Origin of the sequence: Streptomyces sp. NPDC004629 (genome assembly GCF_042873595.1) — a bacterium.
Classification (GTDB): domain Bacteria; phylum Actinomycetota; class Actinomycetes; order Streptomycetales; family Streptomycetaceae; genus Streptomyces.
Window position 1 is genome coordinate 30,517 of record NZ_JBIALO010000003.1, and the last position, 23,609, is coordinate 54,125.

The window sequence follows — 23,609 nt, forward strand, 5'->3', positions numbered from 1 at the left end:
TGTCTATCCGTTCCCCTGTCGCACACGGCGCGCCAGCCGGCCCGAGAACTGCAGGCCGTCCGTGCGGCCCGTGTCGGCGTCGCGCAGGAAGCGGCCGGCGAACAGCGGCGGTCCGCCGTCGATGTCGTGCAGACTGAAGGCGTCTCCCGTACGGCAGGTCAGGGCGTAGGCGGGGCTCCCTTCGGAGGCGAGCCGCAGCAGCCCGTCCGCGGCCTGCTGCACGGTCAGTACGGTCGGCCCGTTCGCGTAGGTGCCCCGGCAGTCGGGCGGCGACGGAGCCTCGGCGGCCGCGTACAGCGCTGCCGTGCCCGTGCCGTTGCCCGCCGGAAGGCCGACGGCCGCAAGCCGTTCGGACAGTTCGTCCCACAACTGCTGCCCGGTGTTGGCGTTGGCGGTGAGGGCCACCGCCGTGCCGTCGGCCGGGTCGAGGCGCAGATGGCAGGAGACACCGTCGAGCGTGCCGTCGTGGCCGAAGCGGTCGCGTCCGCCGCCGTCCGTGTACCGGGCCAGGCCCAGCCCCCAGCCGTCAGCCATCCCGGCCGGTCCGGCACGGACGTCGTCGAGCTGGTCGCAGCACATGGCTGCCGCCGCGGCCTCGCCGAGCGGTCCGCCCGCGACGGCGCCGTCGAGGAAGAGGCCGGCGAAGGCGACCAGGTCGGCGGCGCTCGCCTGCAGACCGCCGTCGGGGTCCTCGACGGGGTGCAGTGCCTGTTCGGGGACGACGACGATCCGGTTGCGGCCGTGCCGTACGGTGTGCCCGGCCGCCGCCGGCCGTCCGGGTCGCGCCGGAAGGCCGGTGACGAATGACGGTGCGATGCCGAGCGGATCCAGCAGGATCGCGCCGACGGCCTCACGCCAGTCCATTCCCGTGACCGCCTCCACAAGCGCGCCCACGACGACGTATCCGGCGTTGGAGTACGAGAAGGCCGTGCCCGGCGCATGGACCAGATCGCGTTCCCCGGTGTGCTCGCGCACCCAGCGCGACCGAGTACACCTGACCTCGGGGTCCGGCTCCACCACGGCCGACGCTAGACCGGCGGTGTGGGTGAGGAGTTGACGCAAGGTGACCTTCTCGCCGGCGCCGAACTCGGGCAGATGCGCGGCGAGCGGCTCGTCGAGGGCGAGATCGCCGTCCTCGACGAGCACCAGGGCGAGGGCCGCGGTGAACGCCTTGGTGACGGATCCGACCGGGAAGGCGGTACCGGCCGTGACGGGGTCGCCGCCGCCCAGGGACCGCACCCCGTACTCCACCGCCACCGTGGTGTCCGCGCGGCGGACGGCCAGTTGGGCCCCGGGCACCCGGTGTCGTTCGCACAGCCGGCCCAGCTCCTGCCGCAGCACGGCGGCGTCCAGGATGCTCATCGGCCCGCCGCCCGGACCGCGACGGCCTTCAGTACGGCCGTGAAGTCCCGCGCCACGCGCTCGACGGTCACACGCCGGTGGATGTTCCTGGAGTAGTACCACGTGAACCGGAACCTTCCCTGGCTCGCGACCCCGACCACGTCCAGCAGATGCCAGGCCGTGTTGTCGGGGCTCTGGTCGGCGCCGAGCGCGGGCAGGAAGGTGCGCACCAGCGCTCCGGCACCCGTCCCTGCATCCACCTGCCCGTGGTAGTTGAACACCACGTCGGAGTCCCGCCGTTCGGCCAGCGTTCGTCCCGGTCCGCCGGACCGGCTCAGGGTGCGCAGCGCGCCGTAGCCGAGTCCCTTCCCGGGTACGGCGCGCAGCCGGCGCCGTACCGACCGCATCAGTGCGGTGATGTCGTCGCCCCCATCCTCGGGGAGCTCCAGGGCGACCGGGTACAGCGTGGTGAACCAGCCGACGGTCCGAGAGAGGTCGACGTCCGCGAAGAGGTCCTCGCGCCCGTGGCCCTCGACGTCCACGACCACGTCCGGCCGGCCCGCCCACCGTCCGAGGGCCACGGCCAGCGCGCCGAGGAGCACGTCACCGGTCCCGGTCCTCAGCACTCCGGGCGCCTTGCGCAGCAGAACATCGCTGTCGTGTTCATCCAGGACAACCTCGATGTGGTCGCGGGAGGCGACCGTGTTGGGTCCGTCGCCGTCGACCGGCAGCATCCCGGCACCTTCGGGCAGCGCGGACCAGTGGCCCGCCTCGTCGTCGAAGCCGCCCTCGGCGGTGTGTGCGGCGAGCCGTGCCGCCCAGTGCCGGAAGGGTGTGGTCCGGGGGCCGAGATCGACCGGCCGGCCGACGGCTGCCTGTGCGTATGCGGTGGTGAGGTCGTCCAGCAGGATGCGCCACGACACCGCGTCGATCACCAGGTGGTGGACGGTGAGGAACAGCCACGGCCGCTCGTCCGCGCCGAAGGTGAACAGCACGGACCGCATGACGGGCCCGGCAACCGGATCGAGTGCGGCGTCCGCCTCGGCCGCCAGCCGGTCGGCGGCGGCACGCCTGTCGTGCGCGGGCGTCCTTGACAGGTCGTGCCGCACCAGCGGGACGGCGGTGCGGGCGGCCTCGCCGGGCGGGCGGACGTCCATGCGCCGGCCGTCCCCGCCCGAGGTGTCGTCCTCCCCTGTGACGAGGAGGGTGCGCAGGGCCGCGTGCCCGACCGGCAGCGCCGACAGCGCAGCGCGCAGCGCGTCCTCGTCCATATTGCTCCAGGAAGGCTCCAGTTCCACCGTGACGGACTGGTTGTAGTGGTGCGGGGACGGGTCGCCGTGGTCCAGGAAGTGCCGCTGGATGGGGGTCAAAGGCGCCTCGCCGGTGTCCGGGAGCGTGTCCGGCCCGGCCGCCTCGGCCTGCTGCTCCTCGGCGACGGCGGCGAGGGACGCGACGGTCGGGCGGGTGAACAGGTCCTTCGCTGTCACCCGTAGGCCCGCCTGACGGATGCGGTACACCGCCTGGATGCTGAGGATCGAGTCGCCGCCGAATTCGAAGAAGTTGTCGTCCACGCCGACGCGTTCCACGCCGAGCACCTCGGCCCAGACGGCGGCCAGTTTCTCCTCAGTCGGCGTCCGGGGCGCCCGGTGTGCACTCACGGACCGGACCTCGCCGTCCGGCGCCGGCAGGGCGCGCCGGTCGACCTTCCCGTTCGCTGTCAGCGGCAGTGTGTCCAGCACGACGAAGGCTCCGGGGACCATGTACGCCGGCAGCGACCGCCGCACGGCCTCGCGCAGGTCGGCGGTGCTCACCTCCATTTCCCGGGCGCCGACGACGTAGGCCACCAACTGTGGTGCGCCGGTCAGGTCGTCACGGACGGTCACATGGGCCCGGGCCACGGCCGGATGGGCGCCGAGCGTGGCCTCGATCTCGCCCAGCTCAATCCGGAAGCCCCGGATCTTGACCTGGTGGTCGGCCCTGCCGACGTACTCCAACCCGCCGTCCGGGCGGCGCCGTACGAGGTCGCCCGTGCGGTACATCCGAGCCCCGGGCGGCCCCCAGGGGTCCGCGACGAACCGTTCGGCGGTCAGGCCGGGGCGGCCGAGGTAGCCGCGCGCGAGGCCCTCGCCCGACACGTACAGCTCCCCGATGACACCCGGGGGAACCGGCCGCAGACCGCTGTCGAGGACGCGGGCGGACAGGTCCGGGATGGGCTCACCGATCATGCTGCGCCCGCCGTACCGGTCCGTCGAGCCGCCGTCCAGCGGGAGATGCGTCACATGCACGGTCGTCTCGGTGATCCCGTACATGTTGACCAGCACCGGCGCGTCCTCGGCGTGATGGGCGTACCAGCCCGCGAGCCGGGTCGGGTCGAGGGCCTCGCCGCCGAACACCACCCGGCGCAGCGCGCCCAGGTCGGGGGCGCCGCGGTCGCCGGCCCGGGCCCGCTGGTCCGCCTGGACGAGCTGGTAGAAGGCCGACGGGGTCTGGTTGAGCACGGTGACCCGCTCCCGGGCGAGCAGCGCCAGGAAGTCCTCCGGCGAGCGCGAGGTGTCGTAGTCGACGACGACGAGACGGCCGCCGTGCAACAGCGGCCCCCACAACTCCCAGACGGAGAAGTCGAAGGCGAAGGAGTGGAACAGTGTCCACACGTCGTCGGCGCCGAAGCCGAACCAGTGCGCGGTCTCGGTGAACAGCCGCACCACGTTGCGGTGCGGGACGACCACGCCCTTGGGCCGGCCCGTGGAGCCGGAGGTGTAGATGACGTAGGCCGGGTGAGCGGGGCGCAACGCCGGGCGGCCCGGTCCCGCGGCGGCCGGCCCGGACCCGGAAGGCTCGCCGGGCTCCTCGGCCGCAGGCTCGTCGACGAGCAGGACGGGCAGATCCGCGGGCGGCAGCACATGCCGTACGGCACTATCGGTGAGCAGGACCGAGGGGCGGGCGTCGGAGAAGATGTACGCCACCCGGTCGGCCGGATAGTCGGGGTCGAGCGGCACGTACGCGCCACCCGCCTTCAGCACGGCCAACAGCGCCACCACCAGGTCGGCGCCGCGCGGCAGGGCGACGGCCACGAGGCACTCGGGTCCCACGCCGTGCGCGGTGAGCCGGTTTGCGAGCCGGTCCGCCCGCGCGTCGAGTTCCGCGTACGTCAGGTGCCGGTCCCCGGCGGTCACCGCCCGCGCCGTCGGCGTGCGCGCGGCCTGGGCCTCGAACAGGTCGGGCAAGGTGGGGCCGTTCGCGTCGCCAGGGACGACGGGCCGGGCGCCCCCGGCCTGTTCCAGGGCGGCCCGCTCCTCGGCGGGGCTGAGCAGGGGCAGGGCGGCGATCCTGGTGTGCGGGGCGGCGGCGATGGCCTGCAGGAGCACGCGCAGATGGCCAGCCATCCGCTCGATGGTGTCCGGGTCGAACAGCGCGGTGGCGTAGCCGATGGCGGCCAACAGCCGATCGCCGCGTTCGATGAAGTGGAAGCTCAGGTCGTGGCTGACGGCGCTGCTGGTCAGCGGGATCTCCTCGACCTCAAGGCCGGGCAGCGCGAGTCCTTCGGGGTGTTCCCGCTCCAGGTTGACCATGACCTCCACGACGGCGTTGCGGCTGGGGTCACGCTCGGGCCGCAGCGCCTCGACGATCCGGTCGAACGGCGTGCTCTCATGCACGAAGGCGTCCAGCAGCGTGGTCCGGACATCGGCGAGGAACTCATCGAACGGACGGTCGGCGTCGACGGTCGAGCGCAGCGCCACCGTGTTGACGAAGAGCCCGACGAGCCGCTCGGTCTCCTGGCCCTCGCGGCCGGAGACGGGCGTACCCACTACGATGTCGTCCTGGCCGGTCAGGCGCGCGAGGAGCAGTTTCACCGCGGCCGTCAGCACCATGAACAGGGTGACGTCGTAGCGCCTCGCCAACTCCTTGAGCGCTCGGGCCAGTTCGGATTCGAGCGGGAAGAGGTGGGCCTGTCCGGCGGAGTCGCGCACGGCAGGGTGCGGCCGGTCGACCGGAAGTTCCATGGGCGTGATCCCCTGGAGCCTGCCGCGCCAGTACGCCAGGTGGCGGTCGGTGCCGTCGGCGGCGAGGGTCTCGCGCTGCCAGGCCGCGTAGTCCCGGTAGCGCACCGGCAGTTCGGGCAGCTCGGCCTCGGTGCCGGCGAGCCGGGCGGCATAGCCGACGCCGAGTTCGTCGGCGAGGATCCGCATGGACCAGCCGTCGGTGGCGATGTGGTGGATGACCAGCAGCAGGGTGTGGTCGGCCGGGCCGCTGCGCAGCAGGGTGGCCCGCAGCACCGGGCCGGTGCGCAGGTCGAACGGCCGGGCGGCCTCCTGCCGCAGCCGCTCGCGCAGGGCGGCTGCGGCGTCGGACCCGTCCGCCGAGCCGAGGTCCACGATGTCGAGCAGGCCCTCGGTCGCCGCCGGGACGGGCCGGACGACCTGCACGGCCCGTCCCTCGACGGTGGCGTAGGTGGTGCGCAGGGGCTCGTGGCGCTCGACGATCCGGGCCAACGCGGCACGCAGGGCGTCCTCGTCGAGGGAGCCGCGCAGCCGCAGTGCGGTGACGAGGTTGTACTCGACGTTCGCCGGGTCGAACTCGTGGAGGAACCAGAGCCGTTGCTGGGCCGAGGACAGCGGCTGCGGGCCGCCCCGGTCGGCCTGCACCGGGCCGGGCCGGCCGCGGTCGGCCGGGGCGTCCACGGCGTCCAGCGCGCTCGCGAGCCCGGCCACGGTCGGTGTGTCGAAGAGCTGGCGGGGCGAGACGTGCCGGCCGAGCCGGGTGCGGATCCGGGAGATGACCCGGATGCTGAGGATCGAGTCGCCGCCCAGGTCGAAGAACCGGTCGTCGACACCGACGCGGGGGACGCCGAGGACCTCCGCCCAGATCTCGGCGAGCAGACGCTCGGTGTCGTTGCGCGGAGCCGTGTAGGGGCGCTCCTGTTCCAGGTACGTCTCCGGCAGCGGGAGCGCGCGCCGGTCGACGGTGCCGCTCGGCTGGACGGGAAGTGAGTCCAGGAGCACCACGGCGGCCGGCACCGCGGCCTCGGGCAGCACATCGGCGAGGAACGCGCGCAGAGCTGCCGGGTCGGGGTCGGCGCCGGGCGCGGGCACCGCGTAGGCGGCGAGCCGGCCGCGGCCGGTGTCGTCCTGCCAGGCGCGGGCGGCCGCCTCGGCGACCTGGGGGTGGCGAGCCAGGGCTGCCTCCACCTCGCCGAGTTCCACGCGGAAGCCCCGGATCTTGACCTGGTCGTCGACCCGGCCGAGGATCTCCAGGTTTCCGTCGGCCCGCCAGCGTGCCCGGTCGCCGGTGCGGTACATCCGGGCGCCGGCCCGCTCGGCGAACGGGTCGTGCAGGAAGCGCGCGGCCGTCAGGTCCGGGCGGCCGAGGTAGCCGCGGGAAACACCGTCGCCGCCGATGTAGCACTCGCCGGCGACGCCGACGGGCACCGGGCGCAGCGCCTTGTCCAGCACATAGATGGAGGTGTTGGCGAGGGGCCGGCCCACCGGGGCATACGCACCCTCCCCCAGGGGGTCGCGGCCCAGCTCGAAGTGCGCGGAGTCGACCGTGGTCTCCGTCGACCCATAGGCGTTGACCACCACGGTAGTCCGCGACAGCGCCTGCCACACCTCGGCGGCCGCCGGGACGGACCAGCCCTCGGAGCCGACCATGAGCAGGCGCAGCGCCTCGGGGCGGCAGCCCCGCCAGGTGAACTCAGCGGCCAGGGCGTGGGCCAGCGACGGAACGGTGACCAGAAGCTGGGCCTCACTGGCGAGCAGCAGGTCGGCGAGCGCCACAGGGTCGGCGACGGACTCCTGCGGGCAGACGGTCATCGTGCCGCCGAAGAGCGCCGAGAGCATGAAGTCCGCGAAGAACAGGTCCACGGAGAGGCTGGACACGGACAGCACGCGGGGGCGCATGTCGGTCAACCCGTGGCGCAGGTCCCAGGCCCGCGCCATATGGTGGGCCTGCCGATGCTCGACCATGACCCCCTTGGGGCGGCCGGTGGTGCCCGAGGTGTACACGACGTACGCCAGCTCATCGGGGGTGACGTCCGCGGGGGGTGGTGTGGCGGGCCGCGCGGCGATGGTCCCGGCATCGCGGTGCAGGTCCACCAGGGTGCCGGGGTGACCGGCGACGAGGTGCAGCAGCGGTTCCTGGGTGATGACCACGGGCGCCTGGGCGTCCTGGAGCATCAGGCGCAGCCGCGCCGCCGGGTACTGCGGGTCCAGCGGCAGGAACGCGCCGCCGGCCTTGAGCACCGCGAGCATGGCCACCACGGCCTCGGTCCCGCGCTCGGTGAGCACGCCGACGACAGCGCCGGGGCGGACGCCGAGGCCGGTGAGGTGGTGGGCGAGCCGGTTGGCGCGGCCGTCCAGTTCCGCATACGTCAGGCTGTGCGTGGGGTCGGTCAGGGCCAGCGCGTCGGGCGTGCGGGCGGCCTGTTCGGCGAACAGCTCGTGGATCAGGCGGGGCTCGGTCGCCTCGACGCCGGTGTCGTTCCACTCGACGAGCAGGGTGTGGGCCTCTGCCTCGCTCAGCACGGGCAGGTCGCCGACCGGGGTGTCCGGGGCGGTGTCGAGGGCCGGGCCGAGGGCGTCGAGCAGCGTGTCCAGATGGCCGGCCATGCGCTCCACGGTGTCGGTGTCGAAGAGAGCGGGGTCGTAGCCGATCGCGAGGTACAGCTCGTCGGCGGCGTGCGCGGTGAGCGTGAGCGCGTAGTTGGTGTGCTCGTCGCCGAGGTAGGCGCCGACCTCCAGGCCCGAACGGGCGGCGGCCTCGCTGTCGTACGGGTAGTTCTCGAAGACGACGATGCTGTCGAAGAGCTGGCTCGTGGGGGGCAGTTCGCTCCAGCGCCGGATGTCGGCGAGCGCCGTGTGGTCGTGGCTGCGCGACTCGGCCGCGGCCTCCTGCAGGCCGCGCAGCCAGGCGGCGGTCCCCTGCCCGGCGGCGACCCGGACCCGCACCGGAACGGTGTTGATGAACAGTCCGACCATGCCCTCGGCCCCCGGCAGTTCCGCGGGCCGCCCCGAGACCGTCGCGCCGAAGCACACGTCTGCCTCTCCCGCATACCGGGACAGCAGCGCGGCCCAGGCGCCCTGGACCAGCGTGCTCACCGTGAGACGGACGCCGCGGGCGCTGTCGTAGAGCCGTCGCGAGCGTTCGGCCGACAGGCGCAGCCGCACCTCCCGGGAGGAGCGGGCCGCGTGGGCGCGCACCGGCGCCCGGTCGTAGGGCAACGGGGTGGCTGCCGTCAGCCCGGTCAGCGCCTGCCGCCAGTGCTGTTCGGACGCCGCCGGGTCCTGGCTCGCGAGCCAGGCGATGTAGTCCCGGTAGGGGCGACGCACGACCGGGCGGTGGGCGGGCCGCCGGCCGGTGAGGCGGGCGTACTCGGCGAAGACGTCGGCGAGGACGGAGGAGAAGCTCCATCCGTCGATCACCAGGTGTTGGGCGGACCAGAACAACTGCACGCTGCTGTCGGACAGCCGGACCACGAGCAGCCGCAGCAGCGGCGCCCGGTCCAGCGGGACGGTGCGCCCCTCGCGTTCCTCCCACAGCGCGCCGAGTGCCGACTCCTGCGCGGCGCCGTCCAGTCCGCGGTAGTCCAGGTGACTGACGGGAAGCTCTGCGCCGGTGTGGACTACCTGGACGGGTTCAGCGAGGTCGTCCCAGCGCACCGAGGTGCGCAGGGCAGGTGTCGTGTCCACCACATGCTGCCAGGCCCGGCCGAAGACCGCCGGGTCGCGCACCCCGCCCACGCGCACGGAGAAGTGTCCGGTGTAGGGGTCGCGGGCGCCGTCCGCGAGCGCGGCCAGGGAGTGGAAGAGCAGGCCGCTCTGGGCCGGGGACAGCGGGTACATGTCCTCGACCGCGGGGTCGGCGGCGGTGATCTGGTCCACGGCGGCCTGGTCCAGTGCGGCGAGCGGGAAGTCGGACGGGGTGAATCCGCCGACGCCGGGCCGGGCGCAGTGTTCGACGATCGCTTCGAGCGCGTCGACGAAGGCCTCGGCGATCCGTTCTACGGTCGCGCGGTGGTGGGCCGTGCTGGAGTACTCCCAGCGGAACTCCAGTCGCCCGTCACGTACTTCGCCGTTGATCTCGATCAGATGGCCGCGCTCCTGTCCGGGGGCGCGCTCGGCACCATCCACGGGGTGGGTGCCCCGCAACAGGCCGGTACCGTCGCCCGGGACGCCCTGCCGGCCCAGGTAGTTGAAGCTGACCTGCGGCTCCGGGCCCGCGGGCAGCGCCGCGGGCCCGTGGTCGAGATACCGCAGCAGTCCGTGGCCCAGCCCGTGGTCGGGCACCGCGCGCAGCTGCTCCTTGACGCTCTTGAGTACGGTGCCCCAGTCGCGCTCGGCGGGCAGGGCGAGGGCCACTGGGTAGACGGAGGTGAACCAGCCGACCGTGCGCGAGAGATCGACGTCGGCGGACAGACCGTCGCGGCCGTGGCCCTCCAGAGTGACGGGGACCGTGGCGGATCCCGTCCAGTCGGCGAGGGCCCTGCCGAGCGCGGCGAGCAGGACGTCGTTGACGCGGGTGCGGTAGGCGCGCGGGACGTGGCGCAGCAGGGCGTCGGTGCTCCGTGCGCCGTGCCGGACCGACACGGTACCGGCGGTGGCGACGGTGTTCGCGCCCGGTTCGGCGGTGTCCAGAGGCAGGCGGCCCGCCTCGCCGATCGAGCGGTGTACCCGCTGCCAGTAGGCGAGTTGGCCGGAGGGACCGCCGTCGGCAGTGTGCGCGGCGAGCCGGGCCGCCCACTCGCCCAGGGACGTGGTGCGCGGGCCGAGTTCGGCCGACCCGCCGTCGCGCACCTGGCGGTAGGCCTTCTCCAGGTCGGCGAGCAGGATGTGCCAGGACACGCCGTCCACGACGAGATGGTGGGCGGCGAGGAACAGGCGCGGTGCGCGGTGCGCGCCGACGAACAGTTCGGCGCGCAGCAGCGGCCCCCGGGCCAGGTCGAATCCGGTCTGGGCGGCGAGGGCCGCTTCCCGTACGACGGTGTCCGGATCCGCCGCACCCGACAGATCGGTCACCCGCAGCACGTCGGATGCCGGGGCGGCGGGGGCGTGGCGCAGCCGCCAGCCGTCCGGCTCGCGCCGGGCGCGCAGCCGCAGCGCGTCGTGCTCTCCTACGACGGCGGCGAGTGTGGACCGCAGCGCGTCGGGGTCGGTGTCGGGGGCCAGCTCCAGCAGGAGGTGCTGGTTGAAGCGGTCCAGGCTGGGGCCGAGTGTGTCGAAGAACCAGTGGTGGATGGGCAGCAGCGGTATGTCGCCGTCGGCGGCCGACTGTCCGGCCGGAGTGGGCTGCGGCTCCTCGTCGGCCGCAGCCAGGGCCTCGGCCGCGAGCTCGGCGACGGTCTGCCGCAGGAAGGTGTGTTTGGCGGTGAGCCGCAGGCCGGCCTCGCGCGCCCGGGAGACGACCTGGAGGCCGAGGATGGAGTCACCGCCCAGGTCGAAGAAGTTGTCGTCGATGCCGATCTCCGGGATGCCGAGCAGCTCCGACCAGATCTGTGCCAGCGTCCGCTCGGCGGCGTTGCGCGGCGCCACCCGGCCGGCGGCGGCCGCCGCCAGGTCGGGCTCGGGCAGGGACCGGCGGTCCACCTTGCCGTTGGCGTTCAGCGGCAGCCGCTCCAGCGGTACGACGACCGAGGGCACCATGGGTTCCGGCAGGTGCTCGCGCACGTACTGGCGCAGGGCCGCCGGGTCCGGCACGTCGCCGTGGGCGGGCACGATGTAGGCGACGAGCCGTCGGGTGCCCCGCGCGTCCTGCCGTACCGAGGCGGCGACGCCGGACACTGCCTCATGCCGTTCGAGGACGGCCTCCACCTCGCCCAGCTCGATACGGAAGCCGCGCAGCTTGACCTGGTCGTCGCCGCGGCCGAGGTACTCGACGACTCCGTCGGCTCGCCACAGCGCCCGGTCCCCCGTCCGGTACATACGGGTGCCCGCCGTCCCGTACGGATCGGCGACGAACCGCTCCGCCGTCAGGTCCGGGCGGCCCAGATAGCCGCGGGCGAGCGCGTGGCCGGAGAGATAGACTTCGCCGGGGACGCCCTGCGGGACGGGACGCAGCCGGGCGTCGAGGATCCGCACCCGCACCCCGGACAGCGGCCGGCCGATGGGCACGCTGGTGCCGATGGCCGACGGGTTCAGCGGGTCGCTCATGGTGGCGCACACCGTGGCCTCGGTGGGCCCGTACGCGTTGATCATCCGTCGCCCGGACGACCAGGTCCGCGCCGCCTCGGGCGGGCAGGCTTCGCCGGCGACGACGAGCGTCAGCCCCTCCGGCACCTCGGCCGGGGTGAGCGCGGACAGGGCACTGGGCGGCAGGGTGACATGGGTGACGCGGTGCCGGTGCAGAGTTGCGGCCAACGGTTCCCCGGGCAGCATGCGCTCCTTGGGCACGACGACCACCGCGCCGCCGCGCAGGAGTGCCATGCCGAGTTCGGAGAAGGCCGCGTCGAAACCGAGCGAGGCGAACTGCAGGACCCGGGAGTCCGGGCTCGTGCGGAAGTGGGCGCCCTGGCCCGCGACGAGACCGTGCGCTCCGGCGTGGGTGACCACGACGCCCTTGGGGCGTCCGGTGGAGCCGGAGGTGTAGATCACGTAGGCGGGATGTGCCGTGAGCAGCGGGGTGGTGCGCTGGGCGTCGGTGACGGCGGTGGCGGGCAGGCCCCGCAGCAGGGCCGTGGTCCGGGGGGCGTCCAGCACGACCTGGCCGGAGTGGGCCAAGAACCGGTCGGCGAGGGCGCTCGTGGTCACGGTCAGCACGGGCTCGGCGTCCTCGATGATCAGCCGCAGCCGCTCGTCGGGCTGGTCCGGGTCCAGCGGGAGGTAGGCGGCGCCCGCCTTGAGTACGGCCAGCACCGCCACGACCGCCTCCGCGCTCCGGGGCACCGCCACGGCCACGATGTCCTCCGGCCCGGCTCCCCGGGCCGTCAGGAGCCGGGCCAGCCGGTTCGAACGGCGGTCCAGTTCCGCGTAGTCGAGACGCTCCTCGTCGGTGATCACGGCGGCGGCCGACGGGGCGCGGGCCACGGTGTCCGCGAACAGGTCGGGGACGGTGCGCGGTGTCGCGCCCGGTCCGTTGTCCGGCCACTGCGCGAGCACCCGGCGGCGCTCTTCGGCGTCCAGGACGGGCAGCCGCGCGACCGGGGTGTCCGTGTCCGCGTCGGCCGGGTCCGCGAGGGCCTCCAGCAGAGTCCGCAGATGTCCTGCCATCCGCTCGGCCGTCTGCTCGGTGAACAGGCCGGTGGCGTAGGTGAGATGGCCTTCGAGCGCGCCGTCGCGCTCGAAGAAGTCGAACGCCACGTCCATGGTGGCGGTGGTCAGCGGTACGGGCAGGTCCTCGATCCGCAGACCGATCGGCTGCCGGAGCGCGGTCTGCTCGTTGTGGAGGTTGACCGCCGCTTCGGTCAGCGGCGGCCGGCTCGGGTCCCGCTCGGAGCGCAGCAGCTCGACGACACGCTGGAAAGGCACCTCCTGGTGTGCGAAGGCGTCCAGCAGCCCGGACCTGACCCGGTCGACCAGCCGGGAGAAGGGCAGGGCCTCGTCGACGTCGGTGCGCAGCACCAGGGTGTTCACAAAGCAGCCCACCAGCCGCTCGGTGTCCATGTGTCCGCGGCCGCTCACTGCGGTGGCGACGGCGATGTCACGCCGGCCGGTCCAGCGTGCCAGCACGATGTCCACCGCCGCCGCCAGGACCATGAACAGCGTGGCGCCCTGGGACCGGCCGAACTCCCGGAGCCGCCTGGTCACGTCCTCGGGGACGCCGAAGGTGTGGACGGCTCCCTCGGCGGAACGCACGGGCGGGCGTGGATGGTCGGTCGGCAGGTCGAGGGGCTCCAGCCCGGTCAGCCGTTCGCGCCAGTAGTCCAGCCGGCCGGCGCCGCCGGGAGCCGCCAAGCGCCGGTTCTCCCAGGCGGCGACGTCCGCCTGGCCGACGGTCAGCTCGGGCAGTTCGGGCCGGCCGTCCTGCCCGGCAGTGCAGAGGGCGGCGAGGTCGTCGGTCAGGACCCCGAACGACCAGCCGTCCGTGACGATGTGATGCATGCTCAGCAGCAGCACGTGCTCCTGCGGGGCAAGCCTGAACAGCTGCGGCCGGAAGACCGGTCCGTGCCGCAGGTCGAAGGGCCGGCGGGCCTCTTCGAGCATCCGCTCGTCCAGCACGGCCGCGCGGTCCTGGCCGGCCGGGGCGGAGATGTCCTCGTACGGCAGGGAGTAGCACAGGGACGCCTCGGTCTGCGGGCGGACGAACTGCCGTCCGCCACCGTCGACGGTGGCGAACGTCGTCCGCAGCGCCTCGTGCCGCTCCACCAGCCGACGGACGGCCGACTCCAGGACCTCGACGTCCAGTTCGCCTGTAAGGCGCAGGGCGCGCAGGGTGTTGTACTCGACGCTGAGCGGGTCGACCTCGTACAGGTACCACAGCCGCTGCTGAGCCGCGGACAGCTCCAGCGGGCCCTCGCGGCCGATGCGCGGGAGGACATCGGCGGCGGCCGGTGGCCCGGAGCCCGCCCGGCCGGCCAGCCGGCGGCGCAGCTCCTCCTGGAGCCGGTCGGGCAGCGCTGCCATACGGTCCGTCGCGGACTTGGGCGTCGAAGGAGTTTCCACGTGTTCCCCTGAGGTCATGAGCGGGCCCCCGGTGCCTCGCCGGTGGCCGGGGCGGTGCGCGCGACGTCCTGCTCCAGGTCCGCGAGGATCTTCTGCTGGAGGAGCTCGGCGAGCGCGGCGATGGTCGGTGCGTCGAAGAAGTCCCGCGGCGAGATGTCGACGCCAAAGGCGTGTCCGAGCCGGGACATCAGCCGGAGGCTGGCGATGGAGTCGCCGCCGAGGTCGAAGAAGCTGTCCTCGACGCCGATCCGGCCGGGCGGCAGGACCTGCGCCCAGATACCGGCCAGCGCCTCCTCGGTCGGGTTGCGGGGGGCGACGTAGGCCGCGGACACGGTGTCCTCGCGGGTGGGCGCGGGCAGCGACCCGCGGTCCACCTTGCCGCTGGAGCGCAGCGGCAGCTCGGTCAGCGCCAGGAACGCGGAGGGCACCATGTAGGCGGGCAGTTCCGCGGCGAGCGCGGCACGCAGTGCCGAGGTGTCCGGTGCGGGCCGTCCGGCGGCCGGCACGACGTAGGCGACCAGGCGTCTGGCACCGCCGTCCTCGGCCCGTGCGACCACCACGGCCTTGTCCACGTCGGTGAGTTCGAGCAGCGCGTTCTCGACCTCGCCCAGTTCCACCCGATAGCCGCGGATCTTGACCTGATGATCGGCCCGCCCGGCGAATTCGAGCAGTCCGTCCCCGGTCCACCGCACCATGTCACCGGAGCGGTACAGCCGGGCCCCGGGAGGCCCGTACGGGTCGGCGACGAATCGCTCCGCCGTCAGGTCGGGGCGGCCGAGATAGCCGCGGCCGACCCCGGTGCCGCCGATGTACAGCTCGCCCGTCACCCCGGCGGGCACCGGGCAGAGCCGCTCGTCCAGGACATGGGCGCGGGAACCGCCGACCGGCGGCCCGAGCGGCACGGTCCGGCCGACCGTCTCATGCTCCACCGTGTGGAAAGCGGCCGCGATGCTGATCTCCGTCGGGCCGTAGGCGTTGAGCAGAATGCGGCCCCTGCTCCACTGGCGAGCGGTCTGCGGCGGCAGCACATCGCCCGCCGAGGCCACCACGGACAGTTCGGGAAAGGCGTCGGCGTCCAGGGAGAGCAGCACCGCGGGCGGGACCATCATCGTGGTCACCCGGTCCTCCCGCAGGTGCCGCGCCAGCACCGCCGGGCTGCGCTGCGCGTCGGCGTCCGGGATGACGAGGGCGGCGCCCGCCGTCAGCGTCATGAACACCTCCATGACGCCGCCGTCGAAGCTCATCGTGTAAAACTGCAGCACCCTGCTGTCCGGGGTGATGCGGAAGGCGCGGGTCGACTGCTGCGCGATGTTGGTCAGGCCCCGGTGCTCGATCATCACGCCCTTGGGGCGGCCGGTGGAGCCCGACGTGTACATCACGTAGGCGAGTTCGTCGAGGGCGCCCCGGCCGGAGCGGACCGGGGTGGCCGGGTACCGGTCGGTCTCCGGGCGATCCCCGTCGAGCAGCACCAGGATCGTGTCCCGGTCGCCGAACCGGTCGGCGAGATGTGCCTGGGTCACCAGCACGGGCGGCCGGGTGTCGTCGAGCATCGTACGCAGCCGGTCTTCGGGGAAGGCCGGGTCCAGGGGCAGATACGTACCGCCAGCCTTGAGGATGCCGAGGAGGCCGACCAGGCCGTCGACGCCCCGCTCGGCGGCCAGGCCCACGACGGTCTCCGGGCCGACCCCCAGGGCGCTGAGGTGATGGGCGAACCGGTTGGTGCGGCGCTCCAGTTCGCCGTAGGTCACCCGGTGCGTCCCCTGGATCACGGCGAGGGCGTCGGGTGTGCGGTGCGCATGCAGGTCGATCAGCTCTTCGACCCTGCGGGGCACCACGGGGTCCGCGCGGCCGACGGCCCAGTCGGTCACCAGAGTGCGGTACTCGTCCGGACCCATCGGCGGCAGGTCGCCCACTGGCCGGTCGAGCGGGCCCGCGGCAACGGATTCCAGCAGCGTCCGCAGATGGCCGCTCATCCGCTCCACCGTGCCGGCGTCGAACAGGCCGGTGTCGTAGTGCAGCAGCAGCGACAGCCGTTCCTCTGCGTAGACGACGACGTTCAGCGGATAGTGGGTGCTGTTGCTCGACTCGACGGCGAGGACGCGCGGGCCGTCGCCGGAGGGGGAGTCCACGGGATAGTTCTCGAAGACCACGACACTGTCGAACAGTTCGGCACGCCCCTCTCCGCCGTGCATCCGGTGCAGCGGCGCCAGCTCGTGCTGGCGGGCCTCGGCCTGCTCGTCCTGGAGGCGGCGCAGCCACTCCCCGAGCCGGGCCTCGCCGTCGACGTCCGCCCGCACCGGCAGCGTGTTGATGAACAGGCCGGCCATGGACTCTGCGCCCTCCAGCTCGGCCGGGCGGCCGGCGACCGTGGCGCCGAAGACGACGTCGCGCTCCCCGCTGTAGCGGGACAGCAGCAGCGCCCAGACGCCCTGGATCAGGGTGTTGACGGTGATACGAGCCCGGCGGGCGGTCTCGTACAGGCGGTCCGTCGTCCTCCGGGTCAGCCGCAGCCGCAGTTCCGCGGAGGTGTCGTGAGTGGAGACCGGGAACGTGCCGTCCGCCGGGAGCGGGCGGTCGTAGGGCAGCGGGGTGCGTGCCTCGCGTCCGGCCAGCAGCCGCTGCCAGTACGCCTCGGAGGCGGCTGTGTCCTGAGCGTTCAGCCATCGCACGTAGTCCCCGAACGGCCGGCTCGTGCGGCGCGACGCCGGCACCCGTTGTCCGGCCAGTTCGGCGTAGTGGCCGAGCATGTCGTGCACCACCCTCATGACGCTCCAGCCGTCCAGCAGCGCATGATGGAAGGTCCAGATCATGCGCACGCGTCCGCCGTCCAGACGGGCCACGACGGCGCGGAAGAGGGGCGGGGCGCCGAGGTCGATCCCCCGGTCGCGGTCGGCGCTCAGATACTCCTCGTGGGCGCGGCGCACAGCGTCCGCGTCGAGGCCGCACCAGTCGAGATGGGCGACGGGGAACGGCACCTGGCCGTACACCAGTTGGAGGGGTTCGGGCAGGCCGTCCCAGCGGAAGGAGGACCGAAGCACAGAGAGGTCGTCAACCGTCCGCTGCCAGGCCTCGGTGAACAGCTCGGGCTCGTGGATTCCCGCCATGTCGAAGGAGGTCTGCTCCAGGTAGACACCGCGGCCGGCGTCCATGAGGTGGTGGAAAAGCATGCCGCTCTGCATGGGGGTGAGCGGGTAGATGTCGCGCACCGACCTGCCGTCGCCGACGACGCGGTCCAGCGCGGCCTGGTCGAGGCCGCTGAGCGGGAAGTCGGACGGCACCCGGCCGCCCGCCCCGGGCTGGGCACAGTGCTCGACGATCCCGGACAGGTGGGCCAGGAACGCGGACGCGAGGGCCTCGACGGTCCGCTCATCGTGCCGGCGCCGGGAGTAGGACCAGGTGAACTCCAGCCTGCCGCCGTTGACCTGGCCCACGATGTCGAGGACGTGCAGGCGGCGGGCCGAGGGCTGCTCGGCCAGGCCGATGGGCGACACGGCGCGGTAGAGCGGATCGCCGTCCGTACGGCGGAGCAGCCCGTCGAACTGGCCGAGGTAGTTGAAGGCCACCTGCGGCAGCGGGTCCCGGGCGAGTTCCTTGGCGGCGCCGAGGTAGCGCAGGGCACCGTGGCCGACGCCGCGCCCGGGCACCCGGCGCAGCTGGGACTTGACGGACTTCAGCAGGTCGCCCCAGCCTCCGTCGCCGGCGTCGACGGTGAGGGCCACGGGGAAGTAGGAGGTGAACCAGCCGACGGTCCGGCTGAGGTCGAGATCGTCGAAGAGCTCCTCGCGGCCATGGCCCTCCACGGCGAGCACGACGCGATGTCGGCCCGTCCAGTCGGTCAGGGTCCGGGCGAGCGCGGTGAGCAGGACGTCGTTGATCTCGGTGAGGTAGACGTCCGGGACGTCGGTCAGCAGTGCCCTGGTCATCGCCTCGTCGAGCCGGACGGTGACGGAGCGGGTCTCGGCGACCGTGTCCGGGCCGTCGCCGTCGGCCGGCAGGGCATGGTCGTCCTCGCCCGTCACTCCGGCCCAGTGCGGGAGTTCGCCGGCGAAGCCGCCGTCCCGCACGAAGGCTTCGAGCCGCCGGGACCACTGGGGCACGGTGCTGGACCGCGGGCCGAGGCCGGCGCGCTCGCCGGCGCGGATCTGCCCGTAGGCTGTCCGCAGGTCCTCCAGCAGGATGCGCCAGGACACCCCGTCCACCACCAGGTGGTGGGCGGCGAGATGCAGCCGGGCGGGCCGGCCGGCGGATTCGGCGACGACGGCTCGGAAGAGCGGGCCGTGTTCGAGATCCATCGCGCCGGTCAGCCAGGCCATGTGCGCGGCCACGACCGCGGGGTCGGCGGCGTCGGCGACACGGACGGTCTCTCCGCGCTCGGCATCGGCGATCTGCTGGGTCCACCTGCCGTCGGCGGTCCGGGCGAAGCGCGTTCGCAGGGCGGGGTGCTCGGCCGGTAGCGCGGCCAGGGCGGCGCGCAGCGACGGTAGGTCGATGTCGTCGCCGAGTTCGGCGGTGACGGTCTGGTGGAAGACTCCCGAGCCTTCGCGGACGTCGAGGAACCAGTGCTGGATGGGGGTGAGCGGGGCGGGACCGGCCTCGTCGGCGATGTCGGAGCGGGTGAGCCGGCCGACGTACGGGGCGAGTTCGGCGATGGTCTGCCGGCGGAACAGGTCCTTGGAGGTGAGCTGCAGGCCGGCGCGGCGGACCCGGGCGACGACGCTGAGGCTGAGGATGGAGTCGCCGCCCAGGCTGAAGAAGTTGTCGTCGAGTCCGACCCGGTCGGCGCCGAGCACCTCGGCCCAGACCTCGGCCAGCACCCGCTCGGCTTCGGTGGCGGGCGCCCGGTAGGACGCGTCGCCGGAGCCGGCCGGGGCCGGCTGGGGCAGGGCGCGGCGGTCGATCTTCCCGTTCGCAGTCAGCGGCATCCGGTCGAGCACCACGAACGCGGAGGGCACCATCACTGCGGGCAGATGCTCCGCGAGGGCGGCGGACAGCCGCTCTACGGCGATGTCGTGCCCCTTCTCGGCGACCGCGTATGCCACCAGCCGCCGTGATCCCGCCTCGGTCTCCTGCGCCGTCACCAGGACCTCGGCGACCTCCTCGCGTGCGGCGATCACGCTCTCGATCTCGCCGAGTTCGATACGGACACCCCGGATCTTCACCTGGTTGTCGATCCGGCCGAGGAAGTCCAGCGTCCCGTCGGGCCGACGGCGTACCAGGTCGCCGGTCCGGTACATGCGTTCGCCCGGCTTGCCGAACGGGCAGGCCACGAACCGGTCCGCGGTGAGGTCGGGTCGGTTGTGGTAGCCCTGCGCCAGCCCGGCACCGGCCAGATGCAACTCGCCAGGCACGCCGGCCGGGACGGGGTTACCGCGCGGATCCAGCACATAGGCGGCAAGGTTGTCGACCGGACGGCCGATCGGCGGCAGGCCGGTGTCGGTCGTCTCCTCCTGGGGCGGGACGACGCATGTGGTGGCGAGCACGGTCGCCTCGGACGGGCCGTACCCGTTGACCATGGTGAACGGCAGCCCCGGCCGGGGCCTGCGCCGCAGCACGTCGCCGGCGACGACCATCAGACGCAGCCGGGTGTCCGGCAGGGCGGGCTCGTCCAGGAGGGACTCCACCCTCGGTGTAGGCAGGAACGTCACGGTGGTACCCCGGCGGATGTACCAGTCGACCAGTGTGGTCGGGTCGTCCAGGACCTCCTGGGACGGCTGGTCGAGGCGGCCGCCCACGCACAGGAAGGGCCACAGTTCGGCGATGGCCACGTCGAAGCCGATGCCAACGACGGAGGCGGACCGGTCCTCGGCACCGATGCCGTAGGTACGGATCTGCCAGGCGCAGTAGTCGAGAAGGGCCCGGTGCGGGATGACCACCCCCTTGGGCCGCCCCGTGGACCCCGAGGTGTAGACGAGGTAGGCGGGATCGTCCAGGTCCGCGTCGGTGGGCGGTGCGTCGGCGGGCTGGGCAGCGATCGCGGGCCAGTCCCGGACCAGGTCGATCACCGAGGCGCCGGCCGTGCCCCCCTCCGCGTCGAGCCGCGCGGCGACGGCCGCGCCGGTGACCACGACGGGCGTATCCGTCTCGGCGACGATGTGCCGCAGCCGGCCGGCCGGCACGTCCGGGGCCAGCGGGACGTAGGCGCCGCCGGCCTTGAGCACTGCGAGCATCGCGACAAGCAGCTCGGGTTCGCGTCCCAGGCACAGCACCACCGGCACCCCGCGGCCGACGCCGTACCGTCCGAGGTGGTGCGCGAGTCGACTGGAGCGCTCGTCGAGTTCCGCGTAGGTGAGCGTGGCGCGGTGCGAGGAGACGGCGACCGCGTCCGGCGTGCGGCGGGCCTGCTCCGCGAACTGTCGGTGGACCGGGAGCTGGGTGGGCGGCTCGGCAGCCGTGCCGTTCCAGTCCGCCAGCACGAGTCGGCGCTCGTCCTCGTCGAGCAGGGGCAGATCGCCCACCGGGCGTTCGGGGCCGGCCGCCATTGCCGAGGCGAGCGTGCGCAGGTGGCCGGCAGCGCGGGCGATGGTGGACTCGTCGAAGAGCGCGGTGTCGTACTCGACCATGACGTCGAGCGCCCCGGCCCGCTCCGTGAATTCGAAGGTGAGGTCGAAGATCGACGCAGTGCGCGGCAGGGGGACGCGCTCGGTGCGCAGCCCGCCGAACTCGTCCGGCGCGACGGGGGCGTTCTGCAGCAGCACCATCGCCTGTACCAGCGGGGTACGGCTGGGGTCGCGCTCCGGTGCCAGTTCCTCCACCAGCCGGTCGAACGGCAGGTCACGGTGGGAGAAGGCGCCGAGCACGCAGTCCCGGACCTGGCTGAGCAGTTCGGTGGCCGGCTGGGCGCCGTCCACGTCGGTGCGCAGGGCCAGGGTGTTGATGAAGGCTCCGACGAGCCGTTCCAGCGCGGGGTGGTCGCGCCCCGAGAGGGCGGTGCCGACCACGATGTCCCGCTGGCCGCTGTAGCGGGACAGCAGCAGCTGGCAGGCGGCCACGAGGGTCATGAACAGCGTGGTCCCGCTGTGCGCCGACAATTGCCTGAGCTCGTCGGTGAGCTGCCGGTCGAGCGTGAACCGGTAGGCGGCACCGGCCCCGCCTCGTACCGCCGGGCGCGGCCGGTCCGTGGGCAGGTCCAGCGGTACGACACCGTCCAGCTGACCACGCCAGTAGGCAAGTTGGGGCGCACGCCGGGCGGCGTCGAAGGTGTGGCGCTGCCACGCGGCGTAGTCCGCGTAGCGCACCGGGAGCGGGACCAGGCCACTGTCCGTGCCCTGCCGGGCCGCCGTGTACAGGGCGCTCAGCTCGTCCGTGATCAGCTCGGCGCTCCAGCCGTCGGTGGCGATGTGGTGGACGCCGAGCGCGAGGACGTGGTCGCGTTCGCCGCGGCGCACCAGCAGCGCGCGGAACACCGGTCCCCTGGCCAGGTCGAAGGGCCGGTCCACTTCCTCGCGCAGCACACGCTCCAGTTCGCTTACAAGGTCGTGCCGCGGCAGTCCGGACAGGTCCACGAGGCGGAGCGGCACGTCGGTGTCGGCGACCGGGGTCACGCGGGCGGACGGTTGTCCGTCGGCGGCGTAGTAGGTGGTGCGCAACGGCTCGTGGCGTACGGCGAGTTCGCGCAGCGCCGCGCGCAGCGCCCCGGTGTCGAGGGCCCCCTGGACCCGCAGGGCGGAGTGAACGTTGTACTCGACCTCGCCGGGGTCGGCCTCATGCTGGATCCAAAAACGCTGCTGGGTGAAGGACAGCGGGGCCTCGTCGGCACCGCACACCGCGGGGATGGCGCCGGCCGCGGGGCCGCCGTCGTGGGCGTCCGCCAGTTCGGCCCGGACGGCGAGCCGTTCGATGGTGGGGGTCTCGAAGAGGGCACGCGGGGGCAGCTCGACACCCGTGGCCGCGGCGACCCGGGTGAGCACGCGTACCGCGGACAGGGAGTCGCCGCCGAGCGCGAAGAAGTCGTCCGTGACACCGATCTCGTCGAGCCCGAGCACCTCGCTCCACACGGCGGCGAGGGCCCGTTCGCGCTCGGTGCGCGGGGCGACGAGCCGGGCGTCCACGCTGTCCTCGCGAGTCGGTGTGGGCAGGGCCCGGCGGTCGAGCTTGCCATTCGTGGTGAGAGGGAAGGCGTCCAGGAGGATGAAGGCCGCGGGAATCATGTACGAGGGCAGCCGGGCGGCCAGCAGCGTGCGCAGCCGGGACGGCGAGGGCACCCGCCGCCCCGGCGCGGGCAGCAGATAGGCCACCAGGCGCCGTTCGTCGGCGAGGTCGTCGCGCACCACGACGGCGGCCTGCTCGATCGTGGGTTCGCGGGTCAGCGCGGCCTCGATCTCGCCGAGTTCGACACGGAAGCCGCGCAGCTTGACCTGGTCGTCGGCGCGGCGTACGTACTCCAGGTCCTCGCTGCCGTCGTGGGCGCGACGGACAAGGTCGCCCGAGCGGTACATCCGCTCCCCGGGCACACCGAACGGGCAGGCCACGAAGCGTTCAGCGGTCAGGTCGGGCCGGTTCGCGTAGTTGCGGGCCAGTCCGGGGCCGCTGACGTACAGCTCGCCCTGTTCCCCGGGGGCGACCGGGCGCAGGCCCTCGTCGAGCACATGGAAGGAGAGGTCTGGGATCGCCGTGCCGATCGCGCTGCCCGCCGCCTGCGCGGCGAGTTCGCGGGTGAGCGCGATGTAGGACGCGTGCACGGTGGTCTCGGTGATCCCGTACATGTTGACCAGGACCGGCGCATCATCGGAGTGCCGCTCGTACCACTCCTCGAGCCTGCCCAGGTCGAGCGCCTCGCCGGCGAACACGATCCGGCGCAGGGCGAGCCGGTCGCCGAGTTCCGGTTCATCGCGCTCGGCTGCCAGCAACTGGTAGAAGGCCGAGGGAGTCTGGTTGAGCACGGTGACCCGCTCGTCCACGAGGAGCCGCAGGAAGTCACGGGGAGACCGGGTGACCGCCTGAGGCACCACGACGAGTCTGCCGCCGTACAGCAGTGCGCCCCAGAGCTCCCACACTGACACGTCGAAGGCGAAGGAATGGAAGAGCGGCCAGACGTCCTGCTCGCCGAAGGCGTACCAGGCGTCGGTGGAACCCAGCAGTCGTACGGCGTTGCTGTGCGGGATGACCACGCCCTTGGGGCGACCGGTGGAGCCGGAGGTGTAGATGACGTAGGCGGGGTTCTGCGGCGACCGGGAACCGGGGCCGCGCACCGGCATCGCCGCGGGAGGGGCGGCCGGCCGGTTCCGGACGTCCGGAGCGTCCAGGAGCAGTACGGGTGTGTCCTTGGCCGGCCCGAGCACCCGCCCGGCGACCTCCTCTTCGGTGAGGACCAGGACGGGGCGGGAGTCCTCCAGCACGTGCCCGATGCGCTCGGCGGGGTACTCCGGGTCGACGGGCACATAGCCGGCGCCCGTCTTCAGGACCGCCAGGATCGCCACGACCATTCGCTCCGAGCGCGGCAGGACGAGCGCCACCAACCGCTCCGGACCGGCGCCCCGGTCGGCCAGCAGACGGGCGAGCCCGTCGGCCTCGGCGTCGAGTTCCGCGTAGGTGAGCGACCTGTCCTGGAAGACGACGGCCGTCGCGTCCGGTGTCCTGGCCGCCTGCTCGGCGAACAGTTCGTCCAGCAGCTGGCTTTCCCCGTCAAACATCGATATTTCCCCTCGCCCATTCCGCATGATCCGATCCCGATTTCCCTGT

The 23,609-nt window shown here is 73.2% G+C and carries 3 protein-coding genes; all 3 read right to left on the minus strand.

Annotation, left to right across the window (positions count from 1 at the left end; translation table 11 throughout):
* Nucleotides 1–3: 3 nt before the first annotated feature.
* Genes ACFYTE_RS05520 through ACFYTE_RS05530 form a run of 3 tightly spaced genes read right to left on the minus strand, consistent with a single transcriptional unit; the run spans nt 4 to nt 23,560 of the window.
* Nucleotides 4–1,362 (minus strand): serine hydrolase domain-containing protein, encoded by a 1,359-nt coding sequence (locus ACFYTE_RS05520; protein WP_388705281.1) that lies wholly within the window; start codon nt 1,360–1,362, stop codon nt 4–6.
* The gene (locus ACFYTE_RS05525; RefSeq protein ID WP_388705282.1) at nt 1,359–13,931 is read right to left on the minus strand and encodes an amino acid adenylation domain-containing protein; all 12,573 of its coding nucleotides are present in this window, start codon (nt 13,929–13,931) and stop codon (nt 1,359–1,361) included. The genes ACFYTE_RS05520 and ACFYTE_RS05525 overlap by 4 nt, the downstream gene beginning before the upstream one ends.
* Nucleotides 13,932–13,945: 14 nt before the next feature.
* Complete coding sequence (locus ACFYTE_RS05530; RefSeq protein ID WP_388705285.1) at nt 13,946–23,560, minus strand: amino acid adenylation domain-containing protein; 9,615 nt, start codon at nt 23,558–23,560, stop codon at nt 13,946–13,948.
* Between the last annotated feature and the right edge of the window lie 49 nt (nt 23,561–23,609).